Annotated in this window: 24 protein-coding genes; 12 read left to right on the top strand and 12 right to left on the bottom strand. The window is 72.4% G+C overall.

Annotated elements, in window-relative coordinates:
* Positions 1–11: 11 nt before the first annotated feature.
* Positions 12–353: a DoxX family protein gene (locus AC067U_RS23435; RefSeq protein ID WP_478831701.1), complete on the bottom strand. Its 342-nt coding sequence runs from the start codon at positions 351–353 to the stop codon at positions 12–14.
* Between the two features lie 158 nt (positions 354–511).
* Positions 512–1,273: a GntR family transcriptional regulator gene (locus AC067U_RS23440; protein ID WP_478831702.1), complete on the bottom strand. Its 762-nt coding sequence runs from the start codon at positions 1,271–1,273 to the stop codon at positions 512–514.
* Between the two features lie 149 nt (positions 1,274–1,422).
* Between AC067U_RS23440 and AC067U_RS23445 the strand changes: the two genes are divergently transcribed.
* Positions 1,423–1,896, top strand: a complete 474-nt coding sequence (locus AC067U_RS23445; protein WP_478831703.1) for an ATP-binding protein — start codon at positions 1,423–1,425, stop codon at positions 1,894–1,896.
* A 17-nt stretch (positions 1,897–1,913) separates the two neighbouring features.
* On the opposite strand, the gene AC067U_RS23450 is transcribed toward AC067U_RS23445, so the two are convergent.
* Positions 1,914–3,599, bottom strand: a complete 1,686-nt coding sequence (locus AC067U_RS23450; protein WP_478831704.1) for a thiamine pyrophosphate-binding protein — start codon at positions 3,597–3,599, stop codon at positions 1,914–1,916.
* A gap of 26 nt (positions 3,600–3,625) precedes the next feature.
* Positions 3,626–4,588, bottom strand: coding sequence for an agmatinase (gene speB, locus AC067U_RS23455; RefSeq protein ID WP_478831705.1), 963 nt, complete (start codon positions 4,586–4,588; stop codon positions 3,626–3,628).
* Between the two features lie 280 nt (positions 4,589–4,868).
* On the opposite strand from speB, the gene AC067U_RS23460 reads away from it, so the two are divergent.
* Complete coding sequence (locus AC067U_RS23460) at positions 4,869–6,743, top strand: helix-turn-helix domain-containing protein (RefSeq protein ID WP_478831706.1); 1,875 nt, start codon at positions 4,869–4,871, stop codon at positions 6,741–6,743.
* A 12-nt stretch (positions 6,744–6,755) separates the two neighbouring features.
* On the opposite strand, the gene AC067U_RS23465 is transcribed toward AC067U_RS23460, so the two are convergent.
* Together AC067U_RS23465 and AC067U_RS23470 are read right to left on the bottom strand one after the other, a co-directional pair.
* Positions 6,756–8,573 carry a caspase family protein gene (locus tag AC067U_RS23465; protein WP_478831707.1) on the bottom strand — a complete coding sequence of 606 codons (1,818 nt, stop codon included), beginning with the start codon at positions 8,571–8,573 and terminating at the stop codon, positions 6,756–6,758.
* Positions 8,570–8,941 (bottom strand): effector-associated constant component EACC1, encoded by a 372-nt coding sequence (locus AC067U_RS23470; RefSeq protein ID WP_478831708.1) that lies wholly within the window; start codon positions 8,939–8,941, stop codon positions 8,570–8,572. Before AC067U_RS23470 ends, AC067U_RS23465 begins: the two co-directional genes overlap by 4 nt.
* A 279-nt stretch (positions 8,942–9,220) precedes the next feature.
* On the opposite strand from AC067U_RS23470, the gene AC067U_RS23475 reads away from it, so the two are divergent.
* Positions 9,221–10,363, top strand: coding sequence for an amidase domain-containing protein (locus tag AC067U_RS23475; RefSeq protein ID WP_478831709.1), 1,143 nt, complete (start codon positions 9,221–9,223; stop codon positions 10,361–10,363).
* Positions 10,364–10,400: 37 nt separating this feature from the next.
* Entirely contained in the window at positions 10,401–10,811 is a 411-nt protein-coding gene (locus AC067U_RS23480) for a hypothetical protein (protein ID WP_478831710.1), read from the top strand.
* A 101-nt stretch (positions 10,812–10,912) separates the two neighbouring features.
* On the opposite strand, the gene AC067U_RS23485 is transcribed toward AC067U_RS23480, so the two are convergent.
* Together AC067U_RS23485 and AC067U_RS23490 are read right to left on the bottom strand one after the other, a co-directional pair.
* Entirely contained in the window at positions 10,913–11,383 is a 471-nt protein-coding gene (locus tag AC067U_RS23485; RefSeq protein ID WP_478831711.1) for a hypothetical protein, read from the bottom strand.
* Positions 11,384–11,537: 154 nt separating this feature from the next.
* The gene (locus AC067U_RS23490; protein WP_478831712.1) at positions 11,538–12,254 is read right to left on the bottom strand and encodes a helix-turn-helix domain-containing protein; all 717 of its coding nucleotides are present in this window, start codon (positions 12,252–12,254) and stop codon (positions 11,538–11,540) included.
* A gap of 233 nt (positions 12,255–12,487) precedes the next feature.
* Between AC067U_RS23490 and AC067U_RS23495 the strand changes: the two genes are divergently transcribed.
* Positions 12,488–13,645: an acyl-CoA dehydrogenase family protein gene (locus AC067U_RS23495; RefSeq protein ID WP_478831713.1), complete on the top strand. Its 1,158-nt coding sequence runs from the start codon at positions 12,488–12,490 to the stop codon at positions 13,643–13,645.
* A 6-nt stretch (positions 13,646–13,651) separates the two neighbouring features.
* Positions 13,652–14,530 carry an acyl-CoA thioesterase II gene (gene tesB / locus AC067U_RS23500; RefSeq protein ID WP_478831714.1) on the top strand — a complete coding sequence of 293 codons (879 nt, stop codon included), beginning with the start codon at positions 13,652–13,654 and terminating at the stop codon, positions 14,528–14,530.
* A gap of 33 nt (positions 14,531–14,563) precedes the next feature.
* Here tesB and AC067U_RS23505 read toward each other — a convergent pair whose 3' ends face one another.
* The 4 genes from AC067U_RS23505 to AC067U_RS23520 form a co-directional block, all read right to left on the bottom strand.
* Entirely contained in the window at positions 14,564–14,986 is a 423-nt protein-coding gene (locus tag AC067U_RS23505; RefSeq protein WP_478831715.1) for a PIN domain-containing protein, read from the bottom strand.
* The gene (locus AC067U_RS23510) at positions 14,983–15,201 is read right to left on the bottom strand and encodes a type II toxin-antitoxin system VapB family antitoxin (RefSeq protein ID WP_478831716.1); all 219 of its coding nucleotides are present in this window, start codon (positions 15,199–15,201) and stop codon (positions 14,983–14,985) included. The genes AC067U_RS23505 and AC067U_RS23510 overlap by 4 nt, the downstream gene beginning before the upstream one ends.
* Positions 15,202–15,281: 80 nt before the next feature.
* A complete protein-coding gene (locus AC067U_RS23515) occupies positions 15,282–16,073 on the bottom strand; it encodes a phosphatase (protein ID WP_478831717.1) in 792 nt (263 codons plus the stop codon).
* Between the two features lie 107 nt (positions 16,074–16,180).
* Positions 16,181–16,771, bottom strand: coding sequence for an SACE_7040 family transcriptional regulator (locus AC067U_RS23520; RefSeq protein ID WP_478831718.1), 591 nt, complete (start codon positions 16,769–16,771; stop codon positions 16,181–16,183).
* Positions 16,772–16,863: 92 nt separating this feature from the next.
* Here AC067U_RS23520 and AC067U_RS23525 point away from each other — a divergent pair, with 92 nt between their 5' ends.
* From AC067U_RS23525 to AC067U_RS23550, 6 genes are all read left to right on the top strand, one after another.
* Positions 16,864–18,495 (top strand): carboxyl transferase domain-containing protein, encoded by a 1,632-nt coding sequence (locus AC067U_RS23525; protein ID WP_478831719.1) that lies wholly within the window; start codon positions 16,864–16,866, stop codon positions 18,493–18,495.
* A gap of 14 nt (positions 18,496–18,509) precedes the next feature.
* Positions 18,510–20,543 carry an acetyl/propionyl/methylcrotonyl-CoA carboxylase subunit alpha gene (locus AC067U_RS23530; protein ID WP_478831720.1) on the top strand — a complete coding sequence of 678 codons (2,034 nt, stop codon included), beginning with the start codon at positions 18,510–18,512 and terminating at the stop codon, positions 20,541–20,543.
* A gap of 20 nt (positions 20,544–20,563) precedes the next feature.
* Positions 20,564–21,484 (top strand): hydroxymethylglutaryl-CoA lyase, encoded by a 921-nt coding sequence (locus AC067U_RS23535; protein WP_478831902.1) that lies wholly within the window; start codon positions 20,564–20,566, stop codon positions 21,482–21,484.
* Positions 21,485–21,492: 8 nt separating this feature from the next.
* Entirely contained in the window at positions 21,493–22,653 is a 1,161-nt protein-coding gene (locus AC067U_RS23540) for an acyl-CoA dehydrogenase family protein (RefSeq protein WP_478831721.1), read from the top strand.
* Between the two features lie 253 nt (positions 22,654–22,906).
* The gene (locus tag AC067U_RS23545) at positions 22,907–23,974 is read left to right on the top strand and encodes an ABC transporter substrate-binding protein (protein ID WP_478831722.1); all 1,068 of its coding nucleotides are present in this window, start codon (positions 22,907–22,909) and stop codon (positions 23,972–23,974) included.
* A 125-nt stretch (positions 23,975–24,099) separates the two neighbouring features.
* Positions 24,100–24,996 (top strand): siderophore-interacting protein, encoded by an 897-nt coding sequence (locus AC067U_RS23550; protein ID WP_478831723.1) that lies wholly within the window; start codon positions 24,100–24,102, stop codon positions 24,994–24,996.
* Positions 24,997–25,077: the final 81 nt, after the last annotated feature.

Raw genomic sequence — 25,077 nt, forward strand, 5'->3', positions numbered from 1 at the left:
GCGGATCACGATCAGGCGGCCAGGATGAGGGCGGCGGCGGCCGGGGCGGCGTAGATCACCGGGAAGACGATGTGGGCGTAGGCCTTCGCCCGGGCCACGGTGATCACGGCACCGGTGAAGTACAGCACCAGCCCGATCCCGGCCAGCATCCCGATCACCGGCACGAACAGCCCCACGAGCAGCCCCGCCGCTCCGGCGGCCTTCGCCGCCCCCAGGTAGTTCCACAGGCCCTGCGGCACCCCGTACTCGGCCAGCGGCTCCACGGTGAACTTGGCCTTGAAGAAGATCGAGGCTCCCGAGAACCCGGCCATCAGGGCGGCCAGAACGGTGACGACGACGTAAGTGGTGGACATGACGCTCGCTCCTCGGTGCGGTTGCGGTTGCGGTGCGAGCCGGTGCGCTGCGCTCCGGCCCGTTCACTGCTCTGAACCGCGGGGAGGCACGTGTGTGACAGCCCGAGGAAAAAACTTTCGGACGGGGCGATCCGGGTCGGGCGCCGCCCGTCCGGCCGCTACGACGCGTCGAAGTCGTACTCGAGGACGTAGGAAGCGGAGTCGAGGACCATCTCGTTGACCTCGACGACCCGCCCGTCGGCGGCAAAGGCGGTACGGCAGATCAGCACGACCGGCGTCCCTGCGGACAGCCGCAACTGCTCGGTCTCGGCCGGGGCGGGCATCCGGGAGCGGACCTCCTCACGAAACCGGACGGGCTTGTGACCGAGCTCCGCGAGCCGCGCGTAGATCCCGCCGGGGCCGGCGTCCGGTTCGGCGATCGCGGTGCCCGCCGTGAGAGATGCGTCGAGGTACGAGGTCGCGACCATGACGGGCCGGCCGTCGAGCACGAAACGACGACGGCGCACAGTCGCGAGCCCGCCGTCGCGGAGCCCGAGGACGGCAGCGACTGCGTCCGGCGCACCCTCCTCCGCGACGGAGAGGAACTCCACGACGGGGTCCCGGTCCTCGGTGTCCGCGGCCCAGATGGACAGTCCGGCGCCCCAGCGATCGGCGGCCAGCCGCTGGATGCCGCGCCGCCGGATGAGCCGGAACTCCCGCACGAAGACACCGGCGCCCTTGCGCGCCTCGGCAATCCCTTCGGCCTGGAGCACTCCGAGCGCCTGCCGTGCGGTCATCCGGGCGACACCCTGCGCGCTCATGATGTCGTTCTCGCCCGGAAGACGGTCCCCGGGCCCGTACTCGCCTGCCTCGATGGCGGCCTTCAGCTCGTCGGCGATCCGCTGGTACTTGGGCTGCCGCTTGGCGCCGTCACTCGGCATGCGTCCTCCTGATCATCTCTAGACATCCTAGGCGCGAAATCGGTAGCCGCTCGGGCAGCGGGCATCACCTCCGCTCATCTCTAGAGAACTCTTGACCCGGATCGCCGCACCGCGCTTCACTCTGCACATCTCTAGAGAGGTGATGCCGTATGACGACGCCCTCGACCACCGAGGTGTTCTGGATTTTGCCGCGCAGCCCCCGCACTCCCGCGCGCGCCCGCGCCCTGCTCCGGAAGCAGTTGGCCGAATGGGCCGTCGAGGGCGAGACCGTCGGTACTGCCGAACTCCTGCTCTCGGAGCTGGCCACCAACGCCTTGCAGCACGCCCGGGCCCCGCGCGGGCGGGACATCGGCATCCGGATCGCGAGGTACGGCAGTGTGCTGCGGGTGGAAGTGGCAGACGCCGGAGCCCGTGTACCGCTCAAGCCGGAGGCCGTGACCGGGGACGAAGGACGTGGGCGTGGAGCGCTCGTGGAGGCGCTCGCAATGCGGTGGGGGCAGTGCCCGCGGATGAACGGGATCGGGAAGACCGTTTGGGCCGAGCTCCCGGCCCCCGCGATGACCGCTTCGGAAGGCTCCGGCAGGCCGCACGGCGTGGCTCTCCGGCCACGGTCGCACCCGTAGAGGTCAGTTTCTGTCCGCTATCCGAGGTGGGTGGGGGCGAACATCCTCAAGGTTGCGGGGAGGAGGACCACGGAGGGGCCGGGGGTGGCGAGGGCCTTGGCCAGGTCGTCCTGGAGCGAGGCCGGGGTGGTCGTGACCGCCGGGACGCCGAAGGAGGCCGCCAGGGCGGTGAAGTCCGGGCGGCTGAGGTCCGTGGCGGTGGCGTTGCCGTAGGCGTCGGTCATGTACTCGCGCAGGATGCCGTAGCCGCCGTCGTCCACGATGAGCCAGGTGACGTCCAGGTCGTGCTGGACAGCCGTGGCGAGTTCGGCGATCGAGTACATGGCGCCGCCGTCGCCCGAGACGGCCAGGACCGGGGTGCCCGGTTCCGCGACGCAGGCGCCGAGGGCGGCCGGGAAGGCGTAGCCGAGGCCGCCGGCGCCCTGCGCCGAGTGCATGGTGTTGGGGTGCTTCGGGTCGAAGGCGGACCAGGCCCAGTACGACAGGATCGTCATGTCCCAGAAGGACGGGGAGCGGGCCGGGAGGGCCTTGCGGACCGAGGCCAGGAGCTGCTGCTCCAGGGTGAGGTCCTGGGCGGCCAGGCGGGCGGCGATGTCGGCCAGGACCATCCGGACCCGGTCCGGGGCCGTGGGGTCCTCGCGCCGGTCCACCGTCTCCAGCAGGGCCTGGAGGGCCAGGCGGGCGTCGGCGTGGATGCCGAGCGCCGGGTGGTTGGACTCCAGCTTCCCGAGGTCGGCCTCGATCTGGACGACCCGGCCCGACGGGAAGAACGTGTGGTAGTTCGAGGAGAGTTCGCCCAGGCCGCTGCCGACGACGAGGAGGACGTCCGCGTCCTCCAGGAAGTCCGTCATGTGGCGGTCCTCCAGCCAGGACTGGAGGGAGAGCGGGTGCGTCCACGGGAACGCGCCCTTGCCGCCGAAGGTGGTGACCACGGGGGCGCTCAGGCGTTCCGCGAGCTGCTTGAGCTTGCCGGCCGCGTCCGCCCGGACCACCCCGCCGCCCGCGATGATCACGGGGCGGGAGGCGTTCTGCAGCCAGTGCGCGGCGAGCGCGGTCAGCTCGGGGCGCGGGGCGAGCTCGTGCGGGCTCGCGTCCACGCCCGTGACCTGCGGGATCACCGTTTCGGCGCGGAGGACGTCCTCGGGGATCTCCACCCAGACCGGGCCGTGCGGGGCGGTGAGCGCCGACTCCCAGGCCTCGGCGATCGCCGAGGGGATCTGGGACTGCGTACGGGCGGTGTGGACGGACTTGACCACGTCCCGGAAGGACGCGGCCTGGTCGCGCAGCTCGTGCAGGTGGCCGCGCCGGCCGCCGCCCAGGCCCGCGCCCGGGACCTGCGAGCAGATCGCGAGGACGGGCGCCGAGGCGGCCGCCGCTTCCTGCAGGGCCGGCAGGGCGGTCAGCGCGCCCGGCCCGGTGGAGAGCAGCAGCGGGACCGCCTCGCCGGTGAGGCGGCCGTACGCGTCGGCGGCGAAGCCCGCGTTGTTCTCCACGCGGAGGCCGACCAGGCGGAGGTCGGAGCGGCCCACGGCGTCGAACGCGGCCAGCGCGTGCTGGCCCGGGATGCCGAACACCGTGGTGGCACCCAGGCCGCGCAGGGTCTCCACGACCAGGTCCCCGCCGGTCCGGCCCGGCGGCGGCGCGAGCGCGGCCGCCGTCTGGGCTTCGGTGGGACGGAGTACCAGGTCGTGGTCGTGCGTCACGCGCTGCGCGCCCTTCTGCTGCGGGGCTAGTTGCCCTTCGAGGCGGCGATCTGCCGGCTCATGATCGTGGTCAGCTCGTACGCGGTGTGCGAGGCCGCGACCGAGGTGATCTCGGCGTGATCGTACGCCGGGGCGACCTCGACGACATCCGCGGAGACCAGGTTGCAGGAGGACAGACCGCGGATGATCTCCAGCAGCTCGCGGGAGGTCATGCCGCCCGCCTCCGGGGTGCCCGTGCCGGGCGCGTGGGCCGGGTCGAGCACGTCGATGTCGATGGAGATGTACAGCGGGCGGTCGCCGATGCGCTGGCGCAGCTGGTCGGCGATCTCGTCGGCGCCACGGCGGTAGACGTCGGCGGAGGTCACGATGCCGAAGCCCATCTTGGCGTCGTCGTCGAGGTCCTGCTTGCCGTACAGCGGGCCGCGGGTACCGACGTGGGAGAGGGCCTCGGTGTCGAGGATGCCCTCCTCGACGGCGCGGCGGAACGGGGTGCCGTGGGTGTACTCGGCGCCGAAGTAGGTGTCCCAGGTGTCCAGGTGGGCGTCGAAGTGCAGCAGGGCGACCGGGCCGTGCTTCTTGGCGACCGACCGGAGGAGGGGGAGGGCGATGGTGTGGTCGCCGCCGAGGGTCATCAGGCGGGAGCCGTTGCCGAGGAGCTCGTCGGCGGCGGCCTCGACCGTCTCGACGGCCTCGTTGATGTTGAAGGGGTTCACCGCGATGTCGCCGGCGTCGGCGACCTGCGCGAGGGCGAACGGGGAGGCGTCCTGGGCCGGGTTGTACGGGCGCAGCAGGCGGGAGGCCTCACGGATGGCGTTGCCGCCGAAGCGGGCGCCGGGGCGGTAGGACACGCCGGAGTCGAAGGGCACGCCGACGACGGCGACGTCGGCGGAGCCGACCTCGTCGAGGCGGGGCAGCCGGGCGAAGGTGGCCGGGCCGGCGTACCGCGGGATGCGGGAGGAGTCGACGGGTCCGCGGGGCTGCGTGCTCATGGGGGGTGCCCTTCTGTGGCTGGCGTGTGCGGTGCGGCGCGGCGCTTGCCGCGCCGTGGCGCCGCTGCGTCGCTGGGGCCCGGCGCCGTGGCCGGTGCCGGAGCGGTCGGCGCCGTGCGCCGGTGACCCGGTGCGCGGTGCCGTGCGCCTGCGGCCCGGTGCCGTGCACGGTGCCGTGCACGGGAGCGCGCCGGGCGCTGTTTCGAGCGTAGGCCGCCGACCGCCCGCCGCGAAGTGTACGTTTTATCCATTGAGTGACCCCGAACTGTATGGAGCGTCCATGCCGTCCCTGACCGGCGCCGGCCGGAGCCCGGATCCCGGCGGCGCCACGGGCGAAGACGCCCGGGCGGCCGGGCGGGCCGCCCCGCGCCCCGGGCCGGGGGCGGCGGGCGCCGCGCCGCCGATCACCCTCGGCGCGCTGCTCACCGAGCGGGCGCTCGGCCTGCGCCTGCTGAGCGGCTCGCCGGACACCGAACTGCTCGGCGTCCACGCCTCCGAGATGGCGGACCCGTCCCCCTACCTGCTGGGCGGCGAGCTGCTGCTGACCGCGGGGGCCGGTCTGGCCGGTCCGGCTCCGACTCGCGGGGCCCCGCCCGGCACCTCCGGCACACCGGGCGGGTGGGGCCCGCCGGGCGGTGCGCCGGGCGGGCCGGTTCCGGAGCGCGGGACCGGGCGCCCCGGTGACGACGACGGTCGCGCCCCGGGCGTCCCCGGCGACGCCGACGCCGACGCCTACGTCGCACGGCTCGTGCACGCCGGGGTGGCGGCGCTCGGGTTCGGTGTGGCGCCGGTGCACGCCGAGGTACCGCAGGAGCTCGTGGCGGCCTGTGCGCGCCACGGCCTGCCCCTGCTGGAGGTGCCGCAGCCGACCCCGTTCACCGCGGTGGCCCGCGCGGTCTGGCGGCTGATGGCGGAGGCCCGCACCCGCGACCTGCGGCGGGTCGCCGAGGCCCAGCAGTCCCTGGCCGCCGCCGCGTCCCGTCCCGACCCGGTCCAGGCGGTGCTGCGCCGCCTCGCAGCCGCCCTGGGAGGCTGGGCGGCGGTGCTCGCCCCGAACGGCACGGTGACGGCCGCCGCCGGCCCGACCCCGCCGCAACACGCGGTGGACGCCCTGGCGGGCCTGGCCCGCAGGGTGGCGTCCGGCGGACCGGCCACGGCGACCGAGACCCTGCCGCAGGCGGCACCGCCTGCCGGAGCAACTGCGATCGCGACCCCGGCTGCGACCTCGCCCGGAACGGGAGCAGTGGCGGGCACGCCCGCTGGCGTCTCCCCCGACGCCGGCCCGGGTCCGGCCGGGACGGGCCGGGCCGGGGCCGTGCCGCGGCACCTCGCGGCGTACGCCCTGGGGCCGCAGGCCGGCGGCACCGGTTCGCGGGCCGTGCTCGTGGTCGCCAGTCCGGTCCGCGACCCGGGTGACCACACCATCGCGGGAGCCGCCGCCGTCCTCCTCACCCTGCTGACCGCGCCGCGCCACGGGTCCGCCGACGCCGGCGCCCGGTCCTCGGCCGCCCTGCTGCGGCTGCTGCTCGGCCGGCCCCGGGCCGAGGCCGTCGCGCTCCTGGGCGCCGGCCCGTGGACGGTGGTCCACGCGCGGGCGCTCCCCGGCACGGACGCCGCGCAGTCGCCGGGGGCCGCCGCGGCCCTGGCGGCGGAGCTCGGCGCGGTCCTGGTGGACGCCGGGGGTCCGGCCGTACGGCTGCTCACCGACCGGGAGCCGGAGCCGCGGCCGGGCTGGCGACTGGGGGTGAGCGCCCCCGCCGGGACCGACGGCCTCGCCGCGGCCGACGCCGAGGCGGCCGGTGCCCTGCGCCGTGCCGAGGCCGCCCGCTCGCCGCTGCTGCGGCACACCGCCGGCGGCCTCGCCGCCCTGGTTCCGCCCGCGCAGGCGGCGTCGTACGCCCGGACCCTGCTGGCCCCGCTGGACCTGGTGCTGCGGGAGACCCTGCGGGCCTGGCTCGCCCACCACGGCGGCTGGGACCGCGCCGCGACCGCCCTCGGCGTGCACCGGAACACCGTCCGCCAGCGCATCGCCCGCTGCACGGAGCTCCTCGGCCGGGACCTGGACGACCCCGACGTACGCATGGAGTTGTGGTTCGCGTTGAACCGGGCGGCCGGCCCCGGCAGCCCGGGCGGCTCCGCCGGTCCCGGCGGCTGACCTCCCGGGCCGTCAGCCCGCCCCGGCCTCCCCGAGCAGCCGACGGCTCTCGCGCTCCACCGCCACCCTCCCGTACTTGTTCACCAGGGCGAGGTAGAAGAGTCCCGGCGCGGTCGGCGACCACGACCCGGCCCGTTCCGGGTCGAAGATGAACCGGACCACCGGCTCGATCTCGAAGTCCACCAGCTCGTGCCGGTCGTGCTCCCACTTGTCGGACACCCCGCGCGACCGCCGTTCGACGAACTCGTGCGAGGTCACCTGGCGCAGCCTGGCCATGAACAGCGCACCCCACTGGTGAGTGCTCTTGTCGATGGTCAAGGCCAGCATGTTCAGCCGGTACTCGTGCGCGCTGAGGGCCAGCTCCTCACTGAGCCCGCGACGCGCCACGTTGAAGATGTTGGGTGCCTGGCGGGCCGCGTTGTCGACCACCCTCGACAGGGCTTCGTTGGCCGAGGAGTTCCAGGTCCCGGGATGCGAGCCGACCATCTGGCTGCGCCGCGAGACGATGAGCTTCTCGTCCCGGGTGATCACGGCGACGTTCGTGCCGAAGGAGGAGCTCATGAACGGCGCGACGTCGAGCGGGTCCTCGTGCGGGTCGATGTAGCGGCTCTTGGGGGTGGACCCGTCCCGGAACCGGCGGTCGAGCTGCTGGGTGGCCAGGAAGGTGTAGTAGTCGGAGTTCTGGAACTGGATGTAGATCTCCGGGGACTCGGTCTCGGCGACCCGGCCGATCGTGATCCGCTCGACCGCGTAGTTGAGCCCGTTCCAGAAGTAGGGCTTGCCCGCGGCCTTGAGACCGTCCTGCTCCGCCTCGATCTCCGCCCGCCACTCGGCGAGTTCCTCCGGCAGTTCCACGTCCTCGTCCACGGCCCGCACGTGGAGGGAGCTCTCGGGAATGACGCTCTCGCCGTCCCCTTCGACGATGATCAGGTCGCTCCGCATCGGGCCCCAGGTGAACGGCTCCCAGGAGGCGCTGACTCCGGCCGGAGCGGCGGCCACGGCCTCCGTGCCGCCCGCGGCGGTGATGCCCGGGGTGGCCGCACCGGCCTCACCTGCCGCACCGGCGCCACCGGCGCCGACCGCTCCACCGGCCTTGTTGCGGACGAGGGCCACCTGACCGCCCAGTGCGTGGTTGTGCCGGTCGGGCTGCGGGAAGCCCTTGCTCACCAGGTTGCCGCTGACCCGCTGGAAGATCGTGTCCATGTCCAGCAGTTCGGCGGCGCCCTCGATGCCCGTTTCCAGGGTGTGGACGAGCTCTCCCGTGAATGCGGTGTACCGGGCGGCCGCCGGTGCCTTGGCGAGCGGCCGGCTCGGGGTGGTGGCCGCCCAGACCACCGTCCCGTGCACATCGGTCTTGGCGGAGCCCATCACGGTGGCCATGCGTTCGCTGGCGGCCCGCCCGCTGTAGCAGCAGTCGAGGATGATGATGCGCCGGGCGGCCTGCGCCTCCCCCATCAGCACCGCGCGGCGGACCCACTCGTAGTGGACCGCGTTGTACCGTTCCGAGCCCGGCTTGCGGCGGGTTCCGGTCAGACCGAGGTAGAGCCCGTCCTCGTCCGCGAAGCCGTGGCCCGCGTAGTAGAAGATGAGCGTGTCGGTGGCCCGGTCGGCGGCGGACTCCAGCGCCGCCATCACCTCGTCCGCGTTCCCGGGATCCCTGACGACCCGACAGTGCGGGACCGGCAGGCCGAGGTGTTCGGGGCTGACCAGAATGCGCTGCAGCGCCTTGAGGTTGCCCTCCACCGCTTCCAGGCCCGGATGGTGGTCGTACCGGGACACCCCGACGAGCACCGCCTGCGAACGCTGCGGGTCCGGCAGTCGTGAGCTCACCGGCGGTCTCCCTCCGGGCCGGGCCGGCCGTTGTCGTCCGCGGACTCCTCCAACAGGGCCCGGACCTGTCCGGAATCCGCCCTTCCGGGAAGCTCCCGGTCCCGGCCCGCGGCGCGCAGCGTCCTGGACCGCGCTCGCGGCCGGGTCCCGAGCCAGGTGGCCAGGGAGAGCGCGAAGCCACCGACCGCGGCGGAGTCCGCGAGGATCACGTGGACGGCCTCGAGGACGCCCCCCATGGTCTCCGGTTCGTCCGCCTCCACCAGCCGGATCACCACTCCCCGGAGCTGGGGGTCCTCCCGGAGCCACGCGCGCAGCGCCCGCAGCTCCTCGTCATCCCCTTGCCCCGCGCTCAGGACCTCGACTTCCATCCCAACCCCCGTGCCGTACGAGATCGAACGTGGCCGTGACAGGATTCAAGCCGCCCCCCGCCCGGTCAATAGCGTTATCCGCCATGCTTCGCCCCCGATGCGTGCGGAGACGTGTGGTTCGCACTCCGATACGGCAGCCAACACGGAGCGATCGATTCCAGACCGACACGACCGCAACTCCCCCAAAAACGAAAGCATTTGGCCGTTCTCTTTGAGAGAGTGGCCGCAACGGGCACTTCACACCCGCACACAAGGGGGAAACGGCAAGTGAACTCCACCATGCGGTTAAAGGCTGCGGCCGCGGTCGTCCTGACCGCGGCACTGTCCGCCGTCCTGCTGCCGGCGACCGCCACGGCGGCCACCGGAGCCGGGACGGGCTCCACCCCGGGCGTCGACGCGGCGACCACGAAGGACTTCGCCGTCCTCGCCGACGCCGTCCTCACCAAGCGCACCTCGGCCCTGCTCGACGGGCCCCGGCCGAACGCCTACGCGGCGACGCCCCCGTCGGGAGCCGTCAGCGTCGCGAGCGGCCTGGTCGCCGCCGAGAACGGCGCCGTCACCGGCCTGCTCCAGCGCAAGGCCCGGCTCGCCGAGCTGAAGGAGGCGTACACGGCCGCCAAGGTCGACGTGGACGTCGACGGCGTGAACGTCCACGGCACCCGCGCCAAGGTCCGGATCACCGAGACCACGGAACTGACCTACAAGAAGATCTACGGCGACGAGCCCCCGAACACCGGCTTCCAGGCCCGGCACGAACTGACCTTCACCGCCGGACCGGGCGGGACCTGGCAGCTCACCGGCATCTCCTCGCTCGACCGGGGCGGACCGGCGGCGATCAACGAGCCCGACACGACCGTGGTGGAGCCGGCCGGCTCCGTGGCCGATGCGGCCGGCGAGGCAGCGGCCACCACCATGCCCGCGCGCCCGGAGGCGAAGATCTCCCCCGCGGCCGGGTACAACTACAGCGCGATGGCGAAGTACGCCGAGAAGTACTGGAAGAACTACAACCCGGCGTACCGGAAGTTCAACGACGTCGGCGGGGACTGCACCAACTTCATCAGCCAGTCACTCCGCGCGGGCGGCTGGAAGAACGACACGGGCTGGTACAAGAGCTACAAGAACTGGTGGTACAACTCCGCCAACCAGACCACGTCCTGGGTGAACGTCAACTACTGGGCGTCCTTCGCCCTGTACAGCAAGCGGACGTACAACCTCACGAACGTGTACCACCTGGGCGTCGGGGACATCCTCCAGATGGACTTCAGCGGCAACGGCTCCAAGGACCACTCGATGATCACCACGTACCGCAGCTCGCGTGGTGTCCCGTACCTCACCTACCACTCCAACAACACCTACCGGAAGTCGGTGGCGAGCATTGTGGCGCAGAACCCCCGGGCGAAGTACTACGCCTTCCGCACCTGACCGAGGCGGCTTCCGCCCCCGCTCCCGGACCGCGGCGGTGACCGCCGCCGCCCTCTGCGCCGCGGTCCTCGCCGCGTGCGGGGGCGGTGAGGCCAAGGCGGACCTGGCCGAGCAGGACCGCTTCCTCCGCAGCTACGTGTCGCTGCTCAACGCGTCGGACGAGGCCGGCCTGGCCAAGCTCCTCGACGACCACCCGGACGGCAAGGCCGACGCCGCCGCCCGGATCAGCCGCTACGGAGGCCAGGGCTGGGAGGTCGGCTGGACCCGGACCTCGGAGTTCCCCAACGTCTGGAACGTCCGGCTGACCGGCACGGCGAAGACCGCGAACCGATCCGTGAACGTCAGCGAGACCGTCAGCTGGGAGGACGAGCACTGGCTGCTCACCCCCCTGGACGGCGTCGGGAAGAAGCCGTCCAACGCGGCGGACACCACCCCGCCGCCGAACTGACATCCGGCCGGCACCGCAGGCCCGCACCCTTTCCGGGGCGCGGGCCTGCGGCGTAACCGACCCACCGACCCACCGGATCAGCGGATCGGCGGATCAGCGGATCAGATGTCGATCACGCGGTACGCGATGGTGTAGACGCCGCCGGAGCCCTCCAGCGAGCGGTACTGGACCTCCGCGCCGGCCTCGCTGCCCGTGACCAGGGTGGCGCCCAGCTTGTCGTCGCCACTGGTGGTGTCGTAGTCCCACAGGGTCATCGTGCGGGCCTGCTGCTTGCCCAGGATCAGCGCCGAGTTGCCGTTCCCGTCGGTCAGGGAGCGGACGTAGTTCGTGCCCATGGTCTGGTACTTGGCGGAGCCGGGCCAGACCTTGACCTGGTTGCCGTTGGCGTCGGTGATCTTGAGGTACGCCTCGTCGTGGTCGCCCTCGCTCTGCTGGTGGCAGGTCAGCTCCAGCAGCTCGATCTTCACGTAGTCGATCGGCTCGGCCTGGGCGGTGCCGGCGAAGGCGGCCAGGCTGCCGAGGCCGAGCGCGGCGGCGGTGGCGATGCGGGCGATGCGGGTCTTGGCGGACATGTGGTTCCCCCCGTGGTTCAGTCCGTGGCCGGGGTCCCTCCCCGGCACACCCCTACGGTGCCCGCCCGCGCCCCGCCCGTTCCACGCGCGTTCCGCTCAGCGGAACGCGGCGGCGGACGGCCTTCGGACGACCGGCGCGCCGCCCGCCCGCGCCCTACGGACGCGCCACCGCCGGGCACGGCTCCGCCACGGAGGACACCCCCCGGGCCAGGGCCCGGGTGATCGCCAGCCCGGCCTCGGCGACGGCTTGGGCGAGCGGCGCGAGGGTACGTCCCGCCCGGACCACTCCGGCGACGGCCGCCACCGTACGGCCGTCCGGGGAGCGCACCGGCACGGCCGCGCAGGCCACCCCGTCCATCACGTCCTCCCGGTCGAGCACCAGCCCGCCGCGCGGGCCGCGGAGCGCCCGCCCGGCGGCGGTGTCCAGCAGGAAGCTCATGCCGTCGCGGACCGGCACCAGCTGCTCCGGCTCGCCCGGGACCGAGCTCACGGTCATCGCGAGTTCCTCCCGCAGCACCGTCAGCACCACGCTCGCGCCGGTGGCGCCGCGCAGCCGGTGCAGCGGCAGCCGGGCGGCGGCCCGCAGGCCGGGATGCGGCTGCCAGGCCTGGCCGAGCCGGAACACCTGCGGGCCCAGCCGGTAGCCCCGGCCCTTGCGTTCCACGGCCCCCACCGCGGCGAGCTGGTCGAGCAGCCGGTGCACGGTGCCCTTCGGTACTCCGCAGGCCAGGGCCAGCTCCGTCACCCCGGCCTCGCTGTCGTGCAGTCGCATGGCCTCCAGCAGGGCGAAGGCCCCCTCCAGCACCCCTCTGCCGCCCGGCGCGGATCGCTGCGCGGATCCCTGTGCGGATCCCTGTGCGGACACGGTCATGGTTCCCCCCGTTTCCCCCGACGTGTTCCGTTCCCCGTTCCGCAGAATGCCCCCCGGACCCGCTCCTGCGAAGGGGTCCCGCCGCCACGGCGTGTCCCGGCCCCGAGGCGGCCCCGTCGTGGCCCCCGTCACCCCGCCGCCGACATCTGGACAGGGTGCGGAACCGGTCGGTAACTTAATCTGAGCAAGCGCTTAGCCAGTAGGCTGGCCGGACTGGATCGAGGAGGCGGCTCGTGCGCCGTACGGTATTCAACGAGGACCACGAGGCGTTCCGGGAGACCATCCGGGCCTTCATCGAGGCCGAGGTCGTCCCCGTCTACGACGAGTGGTTCGCCGCCGGCCAGGCGCCGCGTGACTTCTACTACAAGCTGGGCGAGCTGGGCGTCTTCGGCATCAACGTGCCCGAGGAGTTCGGTGGCGCCGGCCTGGACACCCACAAGTTCGAGGCCGTGCTCTACGAGGAGACCTCCCGCGCGGGCGTCAACTTCGGCGGCTCCGGCGTGCACGTGCTGCTCGCCCTCCCGTACATCAAGATGCTCGCCTCCGACGAGCAGAAGAAGCGTTACCTCCCGAAGTTCGTCTCCGGCGAGGAGATGTGGGCCCTGGCGATGACCGAGCCGGGCACCGGCTCCGACGTCGCGGGCATGAAGACCACCGCCAAGCTCTCCGAGGACGGCACCCACTACGTCCTCAACGGCTCCAAGACCTTCATCACCGGCGGCGTGCACGCCGACCGCGTGATCGTCTGCGCCCGCACCTCCGCCCCGACCGAGCAGGACCGCCGCTTCGGCATCTCCCTGTTCGCCGTGGACACCAAGTCCGAGGGCTACTCGATCGGCCGCAAGCTCGACAAGCTGGGCCTGCGCACCTCCGACACCGCCGAGCTGGCCTTCGTCGACGTCAAGGTCCCGGTCGAGGACCTGCTCGGCGAGGAGAACAAGGGCTTCTACTACCTCGGCCAGAACCTGCCCTCCGAGCGCTGGGGCATCGCCTTCGGCGCGTACGCCCAGGCCCAGGCCGCGGTCCGGTTCGCGCAGCAGTACGTCACGGACCGTACGGTCTTCGGCAAGCCGGTCGCGCACTTCCAGAACACCAAGTTCGAGCTGGCCGCCTGCCAGGCCGAGGTGGACGCCGCCCAGGCCGTCGCCGACCGCGCCCTGGAGGCCCTGGACGCGCACGAGCTGACCGCGGCCGAGGCCGCCTCCGCCAAGCTGTTCTGCACCGAGGTCGCGCACCGGGTCATCGACCGCTGCCTCCAGCTGCACGGCGGCTACGGCTACATGAACGAGTACCCGATCGCGCGCCTCTACGCCGACAACCGCGTGAACCGCATCTACGGCGGCACCAGCGAGGTCATGAAGTCCATCATCGCCAAGTCGATGGGGCTGTAAGTCCCCTTGAGCAAGGCACTGACCGATCTCCTCGATCTGCTCGACCTGGAGCAGATCGAGGAGAACATCTTCCGGGGCACCAGCAGGACCTCCCTGGTGCCCCGGGTCTTCGGCGGACAGGTCGCGGCCCAGGCCATGGTCGCGGCCGGCCGCACCGTGCCCGCGGACCGTACGCCGCACTCCCTGCACTCGTACTTCCTGCGGGCCGGGGACGCGGGCGCGCCGATCGTGTACTCCGTGGACCGGATCCGCGACGGCCGCTCCTTCACCACCCGGCGGGTGGTCGCCGTCCAGCACGGGCAGCCGATCTTCCACCTCTCCGCGTCCTTCCAGACGTACGAGGAGGGCCTGGACCACCAGACGGTGATGCCGGACGCCCCGGACCCGGAGACCCTGCCGACCGCGGCGGAGGACCTCCCCCGCTACCGGGAGATCTTCCGGGACGCGGGCACGGTGGAACGGCTGCTGGATTCCAGGGGCGCGGTGGACCTGCGGTACGCGACCACCCCGCCGTGGGGTTCGGTCGGCGAACCGCTGGAGCCCCGCTCCCAGGTCTGGTTCCGCACGGCCGGCAAGCTCGCCGAGGACGACCCGCTCCTGCACGTCTGCCTGGCCACCTACGTCTCCGACATGACGCTGCTGGACTCGGTCCTGCTCGCGCACGGGCGGGGCGGCTGGGCGGTCGGGGACGTGGTGGGCGCCTCCCTGGACCACGCGATGTGGTTCCACCGCCCGTTCCGGGCGGACGAGTGGCTCCTGTACGACCAGGAGTCCCCGACGGCGCACGGCGGCCGGGGCCTGGGCCAGGCCCGCATCTGGACCCGGGACGGCAAGCTGGCCGTCACGGTGATCCAGGAGGGCGTGGTCCGCGTTCCCCGCGGCTGAGTCCGCGGGGAACGCCGAGGCGGGCCTTCTCCGCTACAGGGTTCCGGGCGGTGCGATCCAGGTGGTGGACTGGCGCGTCACCTTTGCGACCGTCTCGAAGTCCGTGTCGTAGTGCAGGATCGTGAGCCCGTTCAGTTCCGCGGTGGCTGCCAGGAGCAGGTCCACCGGGCCCGCGCTGCGGTGCTGCCCCTGTTCCGTGAGCAGCCGCTGAACCGTGAGCGCGCGCCGCACGGCGTCGTCGGGCAGGGGAACCCAATTGAACAGCTCGGCCAGCTGCTCTTGTTTGGCGATCCGGTCGCCGAGCGACCGGGCCGAATAGAGCAACTCCAGTTCCGTGACCTCACACAGACCGATCACTCCGGTGGCGAGGTGCTCGACCCATCGGGACTGAACGTTCTTGTCCTCCAGGACGCGTACGACAGCCGAGGTGTCGATGAGGTGCGTGACCGGAGTCATCGCCGGTAGTTCCTCTTGTCCTTCAGGATCTCGAAGTCACCGCGCTCCGCCATGGCGGTCAGCTTTTCGAGGGCCTTCAGACGGCGGCGCCGCTTGGCCACCTCCAGGAGCGCGGCGTTGACGGTGTCCTTCTTCGTCTTCGTGCCCAGTATCGAGGCGGCCTCGCTGAGCGCATCGTCATCGACCTCGACGTAGAGGTTGGACATCTTCCCCATCGCCATATCCTCCATATCCCGTCTTCGTATAGAGGATATGGCGAGGGGTCCAGCCTGACAACGCTCTTCACCCGACCGGGTTACGGCTTCGACAGACCCGCCGCGTCCAGCAGGTACGCCACCATCGGGTCGTAGTGGCGCGGGTCGCGGACGTGGTCATCCAGCGGGACCGCGACCTGGAGGGTGCCCTCCGCCTCACCCAGGAACAGGGCCGGGTCGTTGCAGTCCGCGTAGCCGATCGCGTCCAGGCCGCGCTGCGCCGCGCAGCCCGCCCAGCCGTGGTCGGCGACGACCAGGTCGGGCAGCGGCCGGCCGACGAGGGCCAGGCCGTCGAGGATCGCCGCCATCGGCTCCGGCGAATGGGTGTGCCACAGCGTCGCGCCGCGCTCCAGCACGGACACGTCCGCGACCTGCCAGACCATGCCCTCGTCCGCGGTGAGCCCGGACGGGATGACCACGATCTCGCAGCCGGCCGCGCGCAGGGCAGCGGCGGTGGCCCGGTGGACGTCCAGCAGACCGCCCGGGTGGCCGGTGGCGAAGAGGACGCTCTGCTGGTCCAGCGCCGCCTTGCGCAGCCGGGCCGCCATCCGGTCCAGGGCGGCCACCGTCAGCTCGGGGTCGATGGTGTCCTGCCCGTACCGGTGCTCCGGGTCGTCGACCACTCCGCAGCGCTCGGCCATGACGGCCAGCACGTCCTGCTCGTCGGTCCAGCGGTCGCCCAGCTCGAGGCCCAGCCAGTAGTGCCGGTCGCCGTTCGCGAGCTTGCGGTAGTGGGAGAGGTTGTTCTCGCGCGGGGTGGCCACCTGGCCTGCGATTCGGGTGTTGACGAGGTGGTCGACGAGCTCGGCGCGGCTGGGTATCGGGGTCGGCATACGGCCATTCTGCCGTTGCCCGGCCGGAGGCGTTGATTCCGTTCCGCCACCCGGGACGGCCGTCCCCCGCCGTCCACAGCCGTCCACAGTCACCTCACAAACGGGGCCTAAGCCTCCGCGAGCTCCGAGAGCGCCGCGAACGCCCCGTGGGCGAGCCGCCGGAGCAGCGACTCCATGGCGTCACGGCCGAGCGATCCCAGGTGCGGAGTGGAGTTCAGCAGGCCGAAGACCGCGTGCACGGCGACCCGCGCCTCCGCTTCGGGGGCGTCCGGGTGCAGTTCCCGTACGACCTCCACCCACAGCTCCACGTACTGCCGCTGCAGCTGCCGGACCAGCTTGCGGTCCTCCTCGCGCAGCCGGTCCAGCTCCCGGTCGTGGAGGGTGATCAGCGCCCGGTCGTCGAGCGCGAAGTCGATGTGGCCGTCGATGAGGGAGGCGAGCACCGCCGCGGGGTCCCCGGCCGCCTCGGCGACCCGGTGCCGGCCGCCGGTCAGCAGCCGCTCGCTGATGCCCACCAGCAGCTCGGCCAGCATCGCGTCCTTGCCGGCGAAGTGCCGGTAGAGGCCGGGGCCGCTGATGCCGACGGCCGCGCCTATCTCGTCCACTCCGACACCGTGGAATCCGCGCGCGGCGAAGAGGCGGGCGGCCTCACTGAGGATCTGCTCGCGACGGGTGGGGGCGGCCGCTGATGTGGTCATGGGAATCCATTCTAGACAGGGCCGTTAGCGGTCGTTAACCTGGGCGCGACAAGTGTTAACGCTCATTAACCGAGGGCAAGGGGGCTCACGGGATGCAGCAGGCACCAGTGCTGACGAGCGCCGCGGATCCGGCGTCGGACGCCTGGCGGACCAACGAGGCCGCCCACCGCGAGCTGGCCGAGGGTCTGCGGACCCGGCTGGACGCCGCCCGCCTCGGCGGCGGCGAGAAGGCCCGCGCCCGGCACACCGCGCGCGGCAAGCTGCTGCCGCGGGACCGGGTGGACACGCTCCTGGACCCGGGCTCCCCGTTCCTGGAGCTGGCCCCGCTGGCCGCCGAAGGGATGTACGGGGGCGCAGCCCCGGCCGCAGGCGTGATCGCGGGCATCGGGCGGGTCAGCGGCCGCGAGTGCGTGATCGTCGCCAACGACGCCACCGTCAAGGGCGGCACGTACTACCCGATGACCGTGAAGAAGCACCTCCGGGCGCAGGAAGTGGCACTGGAGAATCGTCTCCCCTGCCTCTACCTGGTCGACTCCGGCGGCGCCTTCCTCCCGATGCAGGACGAGGTCTTCCCCGACCGCGAGCACTTCGGGCGGATCTTCTACAACCAGGCCCGGATGTCCGGCGCCGGCATCCCGCAGATCGCGGCGGTCCTCGGCTCCTGCACGGCCGGCGGCGCGTACGTCCCGGCGATGAGCGACGAGGCGGTCATCGTCCGCAACCAGGGCACGATCTTCCTGGGCGGCCCGCCGCTGGTGAAGGCCGCCACCGGCGAGGTGGTCACGGCCGAGGAGCTCGGCGGCGGCGAGGTCCACTCGCGGATCTCCGGGGTCACCGACCACCTGGCGGAGGACGACGCGCACGCGCTGCGCATCGTCCGCAACATCGTGGCCACCCTGCCCGAGCGGGCCGCCCTGCCCTGGTCGGTGGAGGCACCCGAGGAGCCGAAGGTCGACCCGTACGGGCTGTACGGCGCGGTACCGGTGGACTCCCGCACCCCCTACGACGCCCGCGAGATCATCGCGCGCCTCGTGGACGGCTCCCGCTTCCAGGAGTTCAAGGCCGAGTTCGGGCAGACCCTGGTCACCGGCTTCGCCCGGATCCACGGCCACCCGGTCGGCATCATCGCCAACAACGGCATCCTGTTCGCCGAGTCCGCCCAGAAGGGCGCCCACTTCATCGAGCTCTGCGACCAGCGCGGGATCCCGCTGCTGTTCCTGCAGAACATCTCGGGTTTCATGGTGGGCCGCGACTACGAGGCGGGCGGCATCGCCAAGCACGGCGCGAAGATGGTCACCGCCGTGGCCTGCACCCGGGTACCGAAGCTGACCGTGGTGGTGGGCGGTTCGTACGGCGCCGGCAACTACTCGATGTGCGGCCGGGCGTACTCCCCGCGCTTCCTGTGGATGTGGCCCAACGCCAAGATCTCCGTCATGGGCGGCGAACAGGCCGCGTCCGTACTGGCCACCGTCAAGCGGGACCAGATCGAGGGCGCCGGCCAGGAGTGGCCGGCCGAGGACGAGGACGCCTTCAAGGCGCCCATCCGCGCCCAGTACGAGGAACAGGGCAACGCGTACTACGCCACCGCGCGGCTCTGGGACGACGGGGTCATCGACCCGCTGGAGACCCGCCAGGTGCTGGGTCTGGCCCTGACCGCCTGCGCCAACGCCCCGCTGGGCCCGAAGGATCCGGCGCAGCCCGGCTTCGGCATCTTCCGGATGTGAGGGACGCGAATCCGATGTTTTCCACTGTTCTGGTCGCCAACCGCGGCGAGATCGCGGTCCGCGTCATCCGGACCCTGCGTTCCCTGGGCGTGCGTTCGGTCGCGGTGTTCAGCGACGCCGACGCCGACGCCCGGCACGTGCGCGAGGCCGACGTCGCGGTCCGGATCGGCCCCGCGGCCGCCGCGGAGAGCTACCTGTCCGTCCCGAAACTGATCGACGCGGCCCGGCGCACGGGCGCGGAGGCGGTCCACCCGGGCTACGGCTTCCTCGCCGAGAACGCGGCCTTCGCGGCCGCCTGCGCCGAGGCGGGCCTGGCCTTCATCGGCCCGCCGGCCTCCGCGATCTCCCTGATGGGCGACAAGATCCGGGCCAAGGAGACGGTGAAGGCGGCCGGCGTGCCGGTCGTGCCCGGCTCCTCCGGCAGCGGTCTGTCCGACGCCGAACTGACCGACGCGGCCCGCGCCATCGGCATGCCGGTGCTGCTGAAGCCCTCGGCGGGCGGCGGCGGCAAGGGCATGCGGCTGGTCCGCGACGAGGCGCTGCTGGCGGACGAGATCGCGGCGGCCCGCCGCGAGGCCCGGTCCTCCTTCGGCGACGACACGCTGCTGGTGGAGCGGTGGATCGACCGCCCCCGGCACATCGAGATCCAGGTGCTGGCGGACGCCCACGGGAACGTGGTCCACCTCGGCGAGCGCGAGTGCTCGCTGCAACGGCGCCACCAGAAGGTGGTGGAGGAGGCCCCGTCGGTCCTGCTGACCCCGGAGATCCGGGCGGCGATGGGCGAGGCGGCGGTGAACGCGGCCCGCTCCTGCGGGTACGTCGGCGCGGGCACCGTGGAGTTCATCGTCCCGGGCGGGGACCCGTCCTCGTACTACTTCATGGAGATGAACACCCGTCTCCAGGTCGAGCACCCGGTGACGGAGCGGATCACCGGGCTGGACCTGGTGGAGCAGCAGCTGCTGGTCGCGGCCGGGGAGAAGCTGTCCTTCGGGCAGGAGGACGTCCGGCTGCACGGGCACTCGATCGAGGCCCGGATCTGCGCGGAGGACCCGGCGCGCGGCTTCCTGCCGTCCGGCGGGCGCGTGCTGGCCCTGTCGGAGCCCTCCTCGGACACCGTCCGTACGGACTCCGGCCTGAGCGCGGGCGTGGACACGGGCAGCACCTACGACCCGATGCTGTCGAAGGTCATCGCGTGGGGTCCGGACCGGGCGGCGGCCCTGCGGTCGCTGCGCGCGGCCCTGGCGGACACGGTGATCCTGGGCGTCCAGACCAACACGGGCTTCCTGCGGCGGCTGCTGGCACACCCGGCCGTGGTCTCCGGCGACATGGACACCGGCCTGGTCGAGCGGGACCTCCCGGCCCTGCTGCCCGAGGGCGTGCCGGCGGAGGTCTACGCCGCGGCGGCGCTGTCGGCCGCCGGTCGGCCGGAAGGCCCCGCCGCGGGCTGGGTCGACCCCTTCGGAGCCGCCGACGGCTGGCGCCTGGGCGGCACCCCCGCCTGGACGGTCCGCCACTTCCGCGTCCCGGGCCAGGACCCGGTCGAGGTCCGCACCCGTACCCGCACCCGGGGTGCGTCGTACGAGCTGCTGCTCGACGCGGACGCCGGCATCTCCGCGGCCCGGCTCGTCGAGGCCGGCACCGACCACGTCACCGTCGAGCTCGACGGCGTCACGCACCGGTTCCGGTACGCCGCCTCCCCGGAGGGGGTCTGGATCGGGCGGGACGGGGACACCTGGCACGTGCAGCGCCACGACCCGGTGCAGGCGAGCCTGAGCGGCGCCCGGCACGGCGGCGCCGACACCCTCGCCGCCCCCATGCCCGGCACCGTCACCGTGGTGAAGGTGGCCGTGGGCGACAAGGTGGAGGCCGGTCAGAGCCTGCTCGTCGTCGAGGCCATGAAGATGGAGCACGTCATCTCCGCCCCGCACGCCGGCACCGTCGCCGAGCTCGACGTCAGCCCCGGCACCACGGTCGCCATGGACCAGGTCCTGGCCGTGGTCACCCCGAACGACGACGCCGACGCCGGCGCCGACGGCAAGGAGGCGTGAGCGGCGTGAACGGACTGCCCATGACCGTGCCGGCGCCCGAACTCCCGGCCCGGGTCAGGATCCACGAGGTCGGTGCCCGGGACGGCCTGCAGAACGAGAAGACGGCCGTTCCCACCGAGGTGAAGGCCGAGTTCATCCACCGGCTGGCCGCCGCCGGCCTGACCACCGTGGAGGCGACGAGCTTCGTGCACCCCAAGTGGGTGCCCCAGCTCGCCGACGCGGAGGACCTCTACCCCCGCCTGGCCGGCCTCAAGGGCGTGCACCTGCCGGTGCTCGTGCCCAACGAGCGCGGCCTGGCGCGGGCCCGGGAGCTCGGCGCGGACCGGATCGCCGTGTTCGGTTCGGCCACCGAGACCTTCGCCTCGCGCAACCTGAACCGCACGGTGGCCGAGTCCCTCGCCATGTTCGAGCCGGTCGTCGCCGCGGCCAAGGCCGACGGCATGCACGTCCGCGGCTACCTCTCCATGTGCTTCGGCGACCCCTGGGAGGGCGCGGTCCCCGTCCAGCAGGTGGTCCGCGTGGCCAAGGCCCTGCTCGACCTCGGCTGCGACGAGTTGAGCCTGGGCGACACCATCGGTGTCGCCACACCCGGGCACGTCCAGACCCTCCTCGACGAGCTGAACGAGGAAGGCGTCGGGGACGACCGCATCGGGGTCCACTTCCACGACACCTACGGCCAGGCCCTGTCCAACACCCTGGCCGCCCTCCAGCACGGCGTCACCACCGTCGACGCGTCGGCCGGCGGCCTCGGCGGCTGCCCGTACGCGAAGAGCGCCACCGGGAACCTCGCCACCGAGGACCTGGTCTGGATGCTCGACGGTCTCGGCATCGAGACCGGCGTCGACCTGGCCGCCCTCACCGCCACGAGCGTGTGGATGGCCGAGCAGCTGGGCCGGCCCAGCCCCTCCCGAACCGTCCGCGCCCTCTCCCACAAGGAGTGACCACAGACATGTCCCTCGACCACCGGCTCACCCCCGAGCACGAGGAACTCCGCCGCACCGTCGAGGAGTTCGCGCACGACGTCGTCGCGCCCAAGATCGGCGACCTCTACGAGCGCCACGAGTTCCCGTACGAGATCGTCCGCGAGATGGGCCGCATGGGCCTGTTCGGCCTGCCCTTCCCGGAGGAGTACGGCGGCATGGGCGGCGACTACCTCGCCCTCGGCATCGCCCTGGAGGAGCTGGCCCGGGTCGACTCCTCCGTCGCCATCACCCTGGAGGCCGGGGTCTCGCTCGGCGCCATGCCGCTCTACCTCTTCGGCACCGAGGAGCAGAAGCGGGAGTGGCTGCCCAAGCTGTGCTCGGGCGAGATGCTCGGCGCGTTCGGCCTGACCGAGCCCGGCGCGGGCAGCGACGCGGGCGGCACCCGCACCACCGCCGTCCGCGACGGCGACCAGTGGGTCATCAACGGCTCGAAGTGCTTCATCACCAACTCGGGCACGGACATCACGGGCCTGGTCACGGTCACCGCGGTGACCGGCCGCAAGGCGGACGGCCGCCCGGAGATCTCCTCCATCATCGTGCCCTCGGGCACTCCCGGCTTCACGGTGGCGGCCCCGTACTCGAAGGTCGGCTGGAACGCCTCGGACACCCGTGAGCTGTCCTTCGACGACGTCCGGGTGCCGCTGGCCAACCTGGTGGGCCAGGAGGGCCGCGGGTACGCGCAGTTCCTCCGCATCCTGGACGAGGGCCGGATCGCGATCGCGGCGCTGGCCACCGGCCTGGCGCAGGGCTGCGTGGACGAATCGGTCAAATACGCGAAGGAACGACACGCCTTCGGCCGGGCGATCGGCGACAACCAGGCCATCCAGTTCAAGCTGGCCGACATGGAGATGCGCGCACACATGGCCCGGCTCGGCTGGCGGGACGCCGCCTCCCGGCTGGTGGCCGGTGAGCCGTTCAAGAAGGAGGCGGCGATCGCGAAGCTGTACTCCTCCACGGTCGCCGTGGACAACGCCCGCGAGGCCACCCAGATCCACGGCGGCTACGGGTTCATGAACGAGTACCCGGTGGCCCGGATGTGGCGGGACTCCAAGATCCTGGAGATCGGTGAGGGCACCAGCGAGGTGCAGCGCATGCTGATCGCCCGTGAGCTCGGCTTCGCCGGCTGAGGTCTGACGGCGTCTCCGCCCGGTCCGGCCAGAGGCGCTTTTCGGCCGGATCCCGGCACCCCCGTGCGGCCCGCGTCATGACGCGGGCCGCACGCCCGTTTCCGGGGCCCGCGGGGTACGGGATCCGGGCGCGACCCAAGTGAGATCCAAATTACTTAGGACTGCCTTACCAATTTCGGCCAAGGTTAGGCTAACCTTCCCAGCGAACGGCCCGCTCCAAGGCCGCCTCGGTCCCACGAAAGCAGACACAGCCATGCCCAAGCCCAGAGCGACCCTCCTCACCCGTCGCGGCCTGATCGCCGCCGGTGGTGCCCTCGGTCTCGTCGCCACCCTCGCCGCCTGCGGCGGCAGCGACTCGGCCAAGGACAAGGCGGACGCCAAGGACAAGGGCGCCGCGGCCGCCGGCCCGTGGAGCTTCAAGGACGACCTGGGCAAGGACGTCACCGCCAAGAGCACGCCGAAGAACATCGTCGCGTTCACCGGTACCGCCGCCGCGCTGTACGACTACGGCGTGCAGGTCAAGGGCGTGTTCGGCCCGACCAAGACCGCCGACGGCAAGCCCGACGTGCAGGCCGGCTCGATGGACGTCTCCAAGGTCGAGATCCTCGGCAACGTCTACGACGAGTTCAACGTCGAGAAGTACGCGGCCCTGAAGCCCGAGCTGCTCGTCACCAACACCTGGGACGGCACCTACTGGTACGTGCCCGAGGCCTCCAAGGACAAGATCCTGAAGCTGGCCCCGGCCGTCGCCGTGGGCGCGGGCGGCGTGTACCCGGACAAGACCCCGGTCACCATGGACAAGGCCCTCCAGCGCAACGCGGAGCTCGCCAAGTCCCTGGGCGCCGACCTGGCCTCCAAGAAGAACGCCGACGCCAAGTCCCGCTTCGAGGCCGCCGCCGGCAAGGTGCGCGAGGCCGTCAAGGCCAACCCGGGCGTCAAGGTGCTCGTCGGCTCCGGCTCCCCCGAGCTGTTCTACGTCTCCACCCCGGAGACCTCGGCCGACCTGAAGTACTTCCAGGGCCTCGGCGTCGAGTTCGTCGTCCCGGAGAAGGACAAGCTGGACCAGGGCGGCTTCTACGAGAGCCTCAGCTGGGAGAACGCCGGCAAGTACAAGGCCGACGTCATCATGCTCGACAACCGCAGCGCCACCCTGCAGCCGGACGCCCTGACCAAGGACAAGCCCACCTGGGCCGGTCTGCCCGCCGTCAAGGCCGGCCAGGTCATCCCGCGCACCACCGAGCCGATCTACTCGTACGAGAAGTGCGCGCAGATCCTCGAGGACCTCGCCAAGTCCATCCAGAACGCCAAGAAGGTCGGCTGACACCCGGCCGACCCCTAGCCGGGCCCCGACCGGGGCCCGGCTTCCGGCCGTTCACCGGCCACAGTGCCCGCAGCGCCCGCAGGCGCCCACCGGCGCACGCACGCACCCCAGGGGGGACCACCCGCATGACCGACACCAGCGTCGCCCACTTCCGCTTCTTCGAGCTCGAAGTGGTCCGCACCGAGCGCATCGGGCACTCGTTCCTGCGCGTCACCTTCGGTGGCGAGTCCCTCGCGGAGTTCCGCTCGGGCGGCTTCGACCAGAGCCTCTCCCTGTTCCTCCCGCTCCCCCACCAGGAGCACACCGTCCTGCCCTCCACGGCCGAGGACACCTGGTTCGCCGACTGGCGCGGCGTACCCGACGAGGAGCGCCCGGTGATGCGCTCGTACACGGTGCGCGGGCAGCGCCGCACCGCGGACGGCGCCGGGGCCGACGAGGTCGACATCGACTTCGTCCTGCACGGCGAGGCGAGCCCCGCCTCGAACTGGGCGGGGCGGGCCGTGCCCGGCAGCCGCATCATGGCCATCGGGCCGGCCGTGGCCGAGAACAAGTCGGTCCGCTACCAGCCGCCGGCCGACACCGACGCGCTCGTGATGTACGCGGACGAGACCGCGCTGCCCGCCGCGGCCGCGATCCTGGACCGGCTGCCCGCCGGCACTCCCGTCCGGGCCGTGTTCGAAGTCCCGCACGAGGACGACCGGTTCCTGTCCGTGCCCGGCGGGGACGGCAAGGACATCACCTGGGTGGTGCGCGACCCCGCCACCGGGCCGGAGCGGGCCGAGCGGGTGGTGGAGGAGTTCCGCGGGCTCGAACTGCCCGACTCCGGCGCCCCGTACGTCTGGATCGCGGGCGAGGCCGGCACCGTACGGGCGGTACGCCGCCACCTGGTGCAGGAACGGTCCCTCAACCGGCGCGCGGTACGTTTCACCGGCTACTGGCGGCTCGGCGCGAGCGAGGAGCAGCTGCTCGCCGAGGCCTATGCGGGCCAGGCTCCCAGCGAGGACCCCGAGTCCGCCCTCTAGGACACCCCTCCAGGGGCACCGCTCCAGGGGAACCGCTCCAGGGGAATCCCTCCCACCACTCTTTGCCCGTACGGGAGTTGA

This window comes from Streptomyces sp. NPDC043853 (assembly GCF_056436025.1).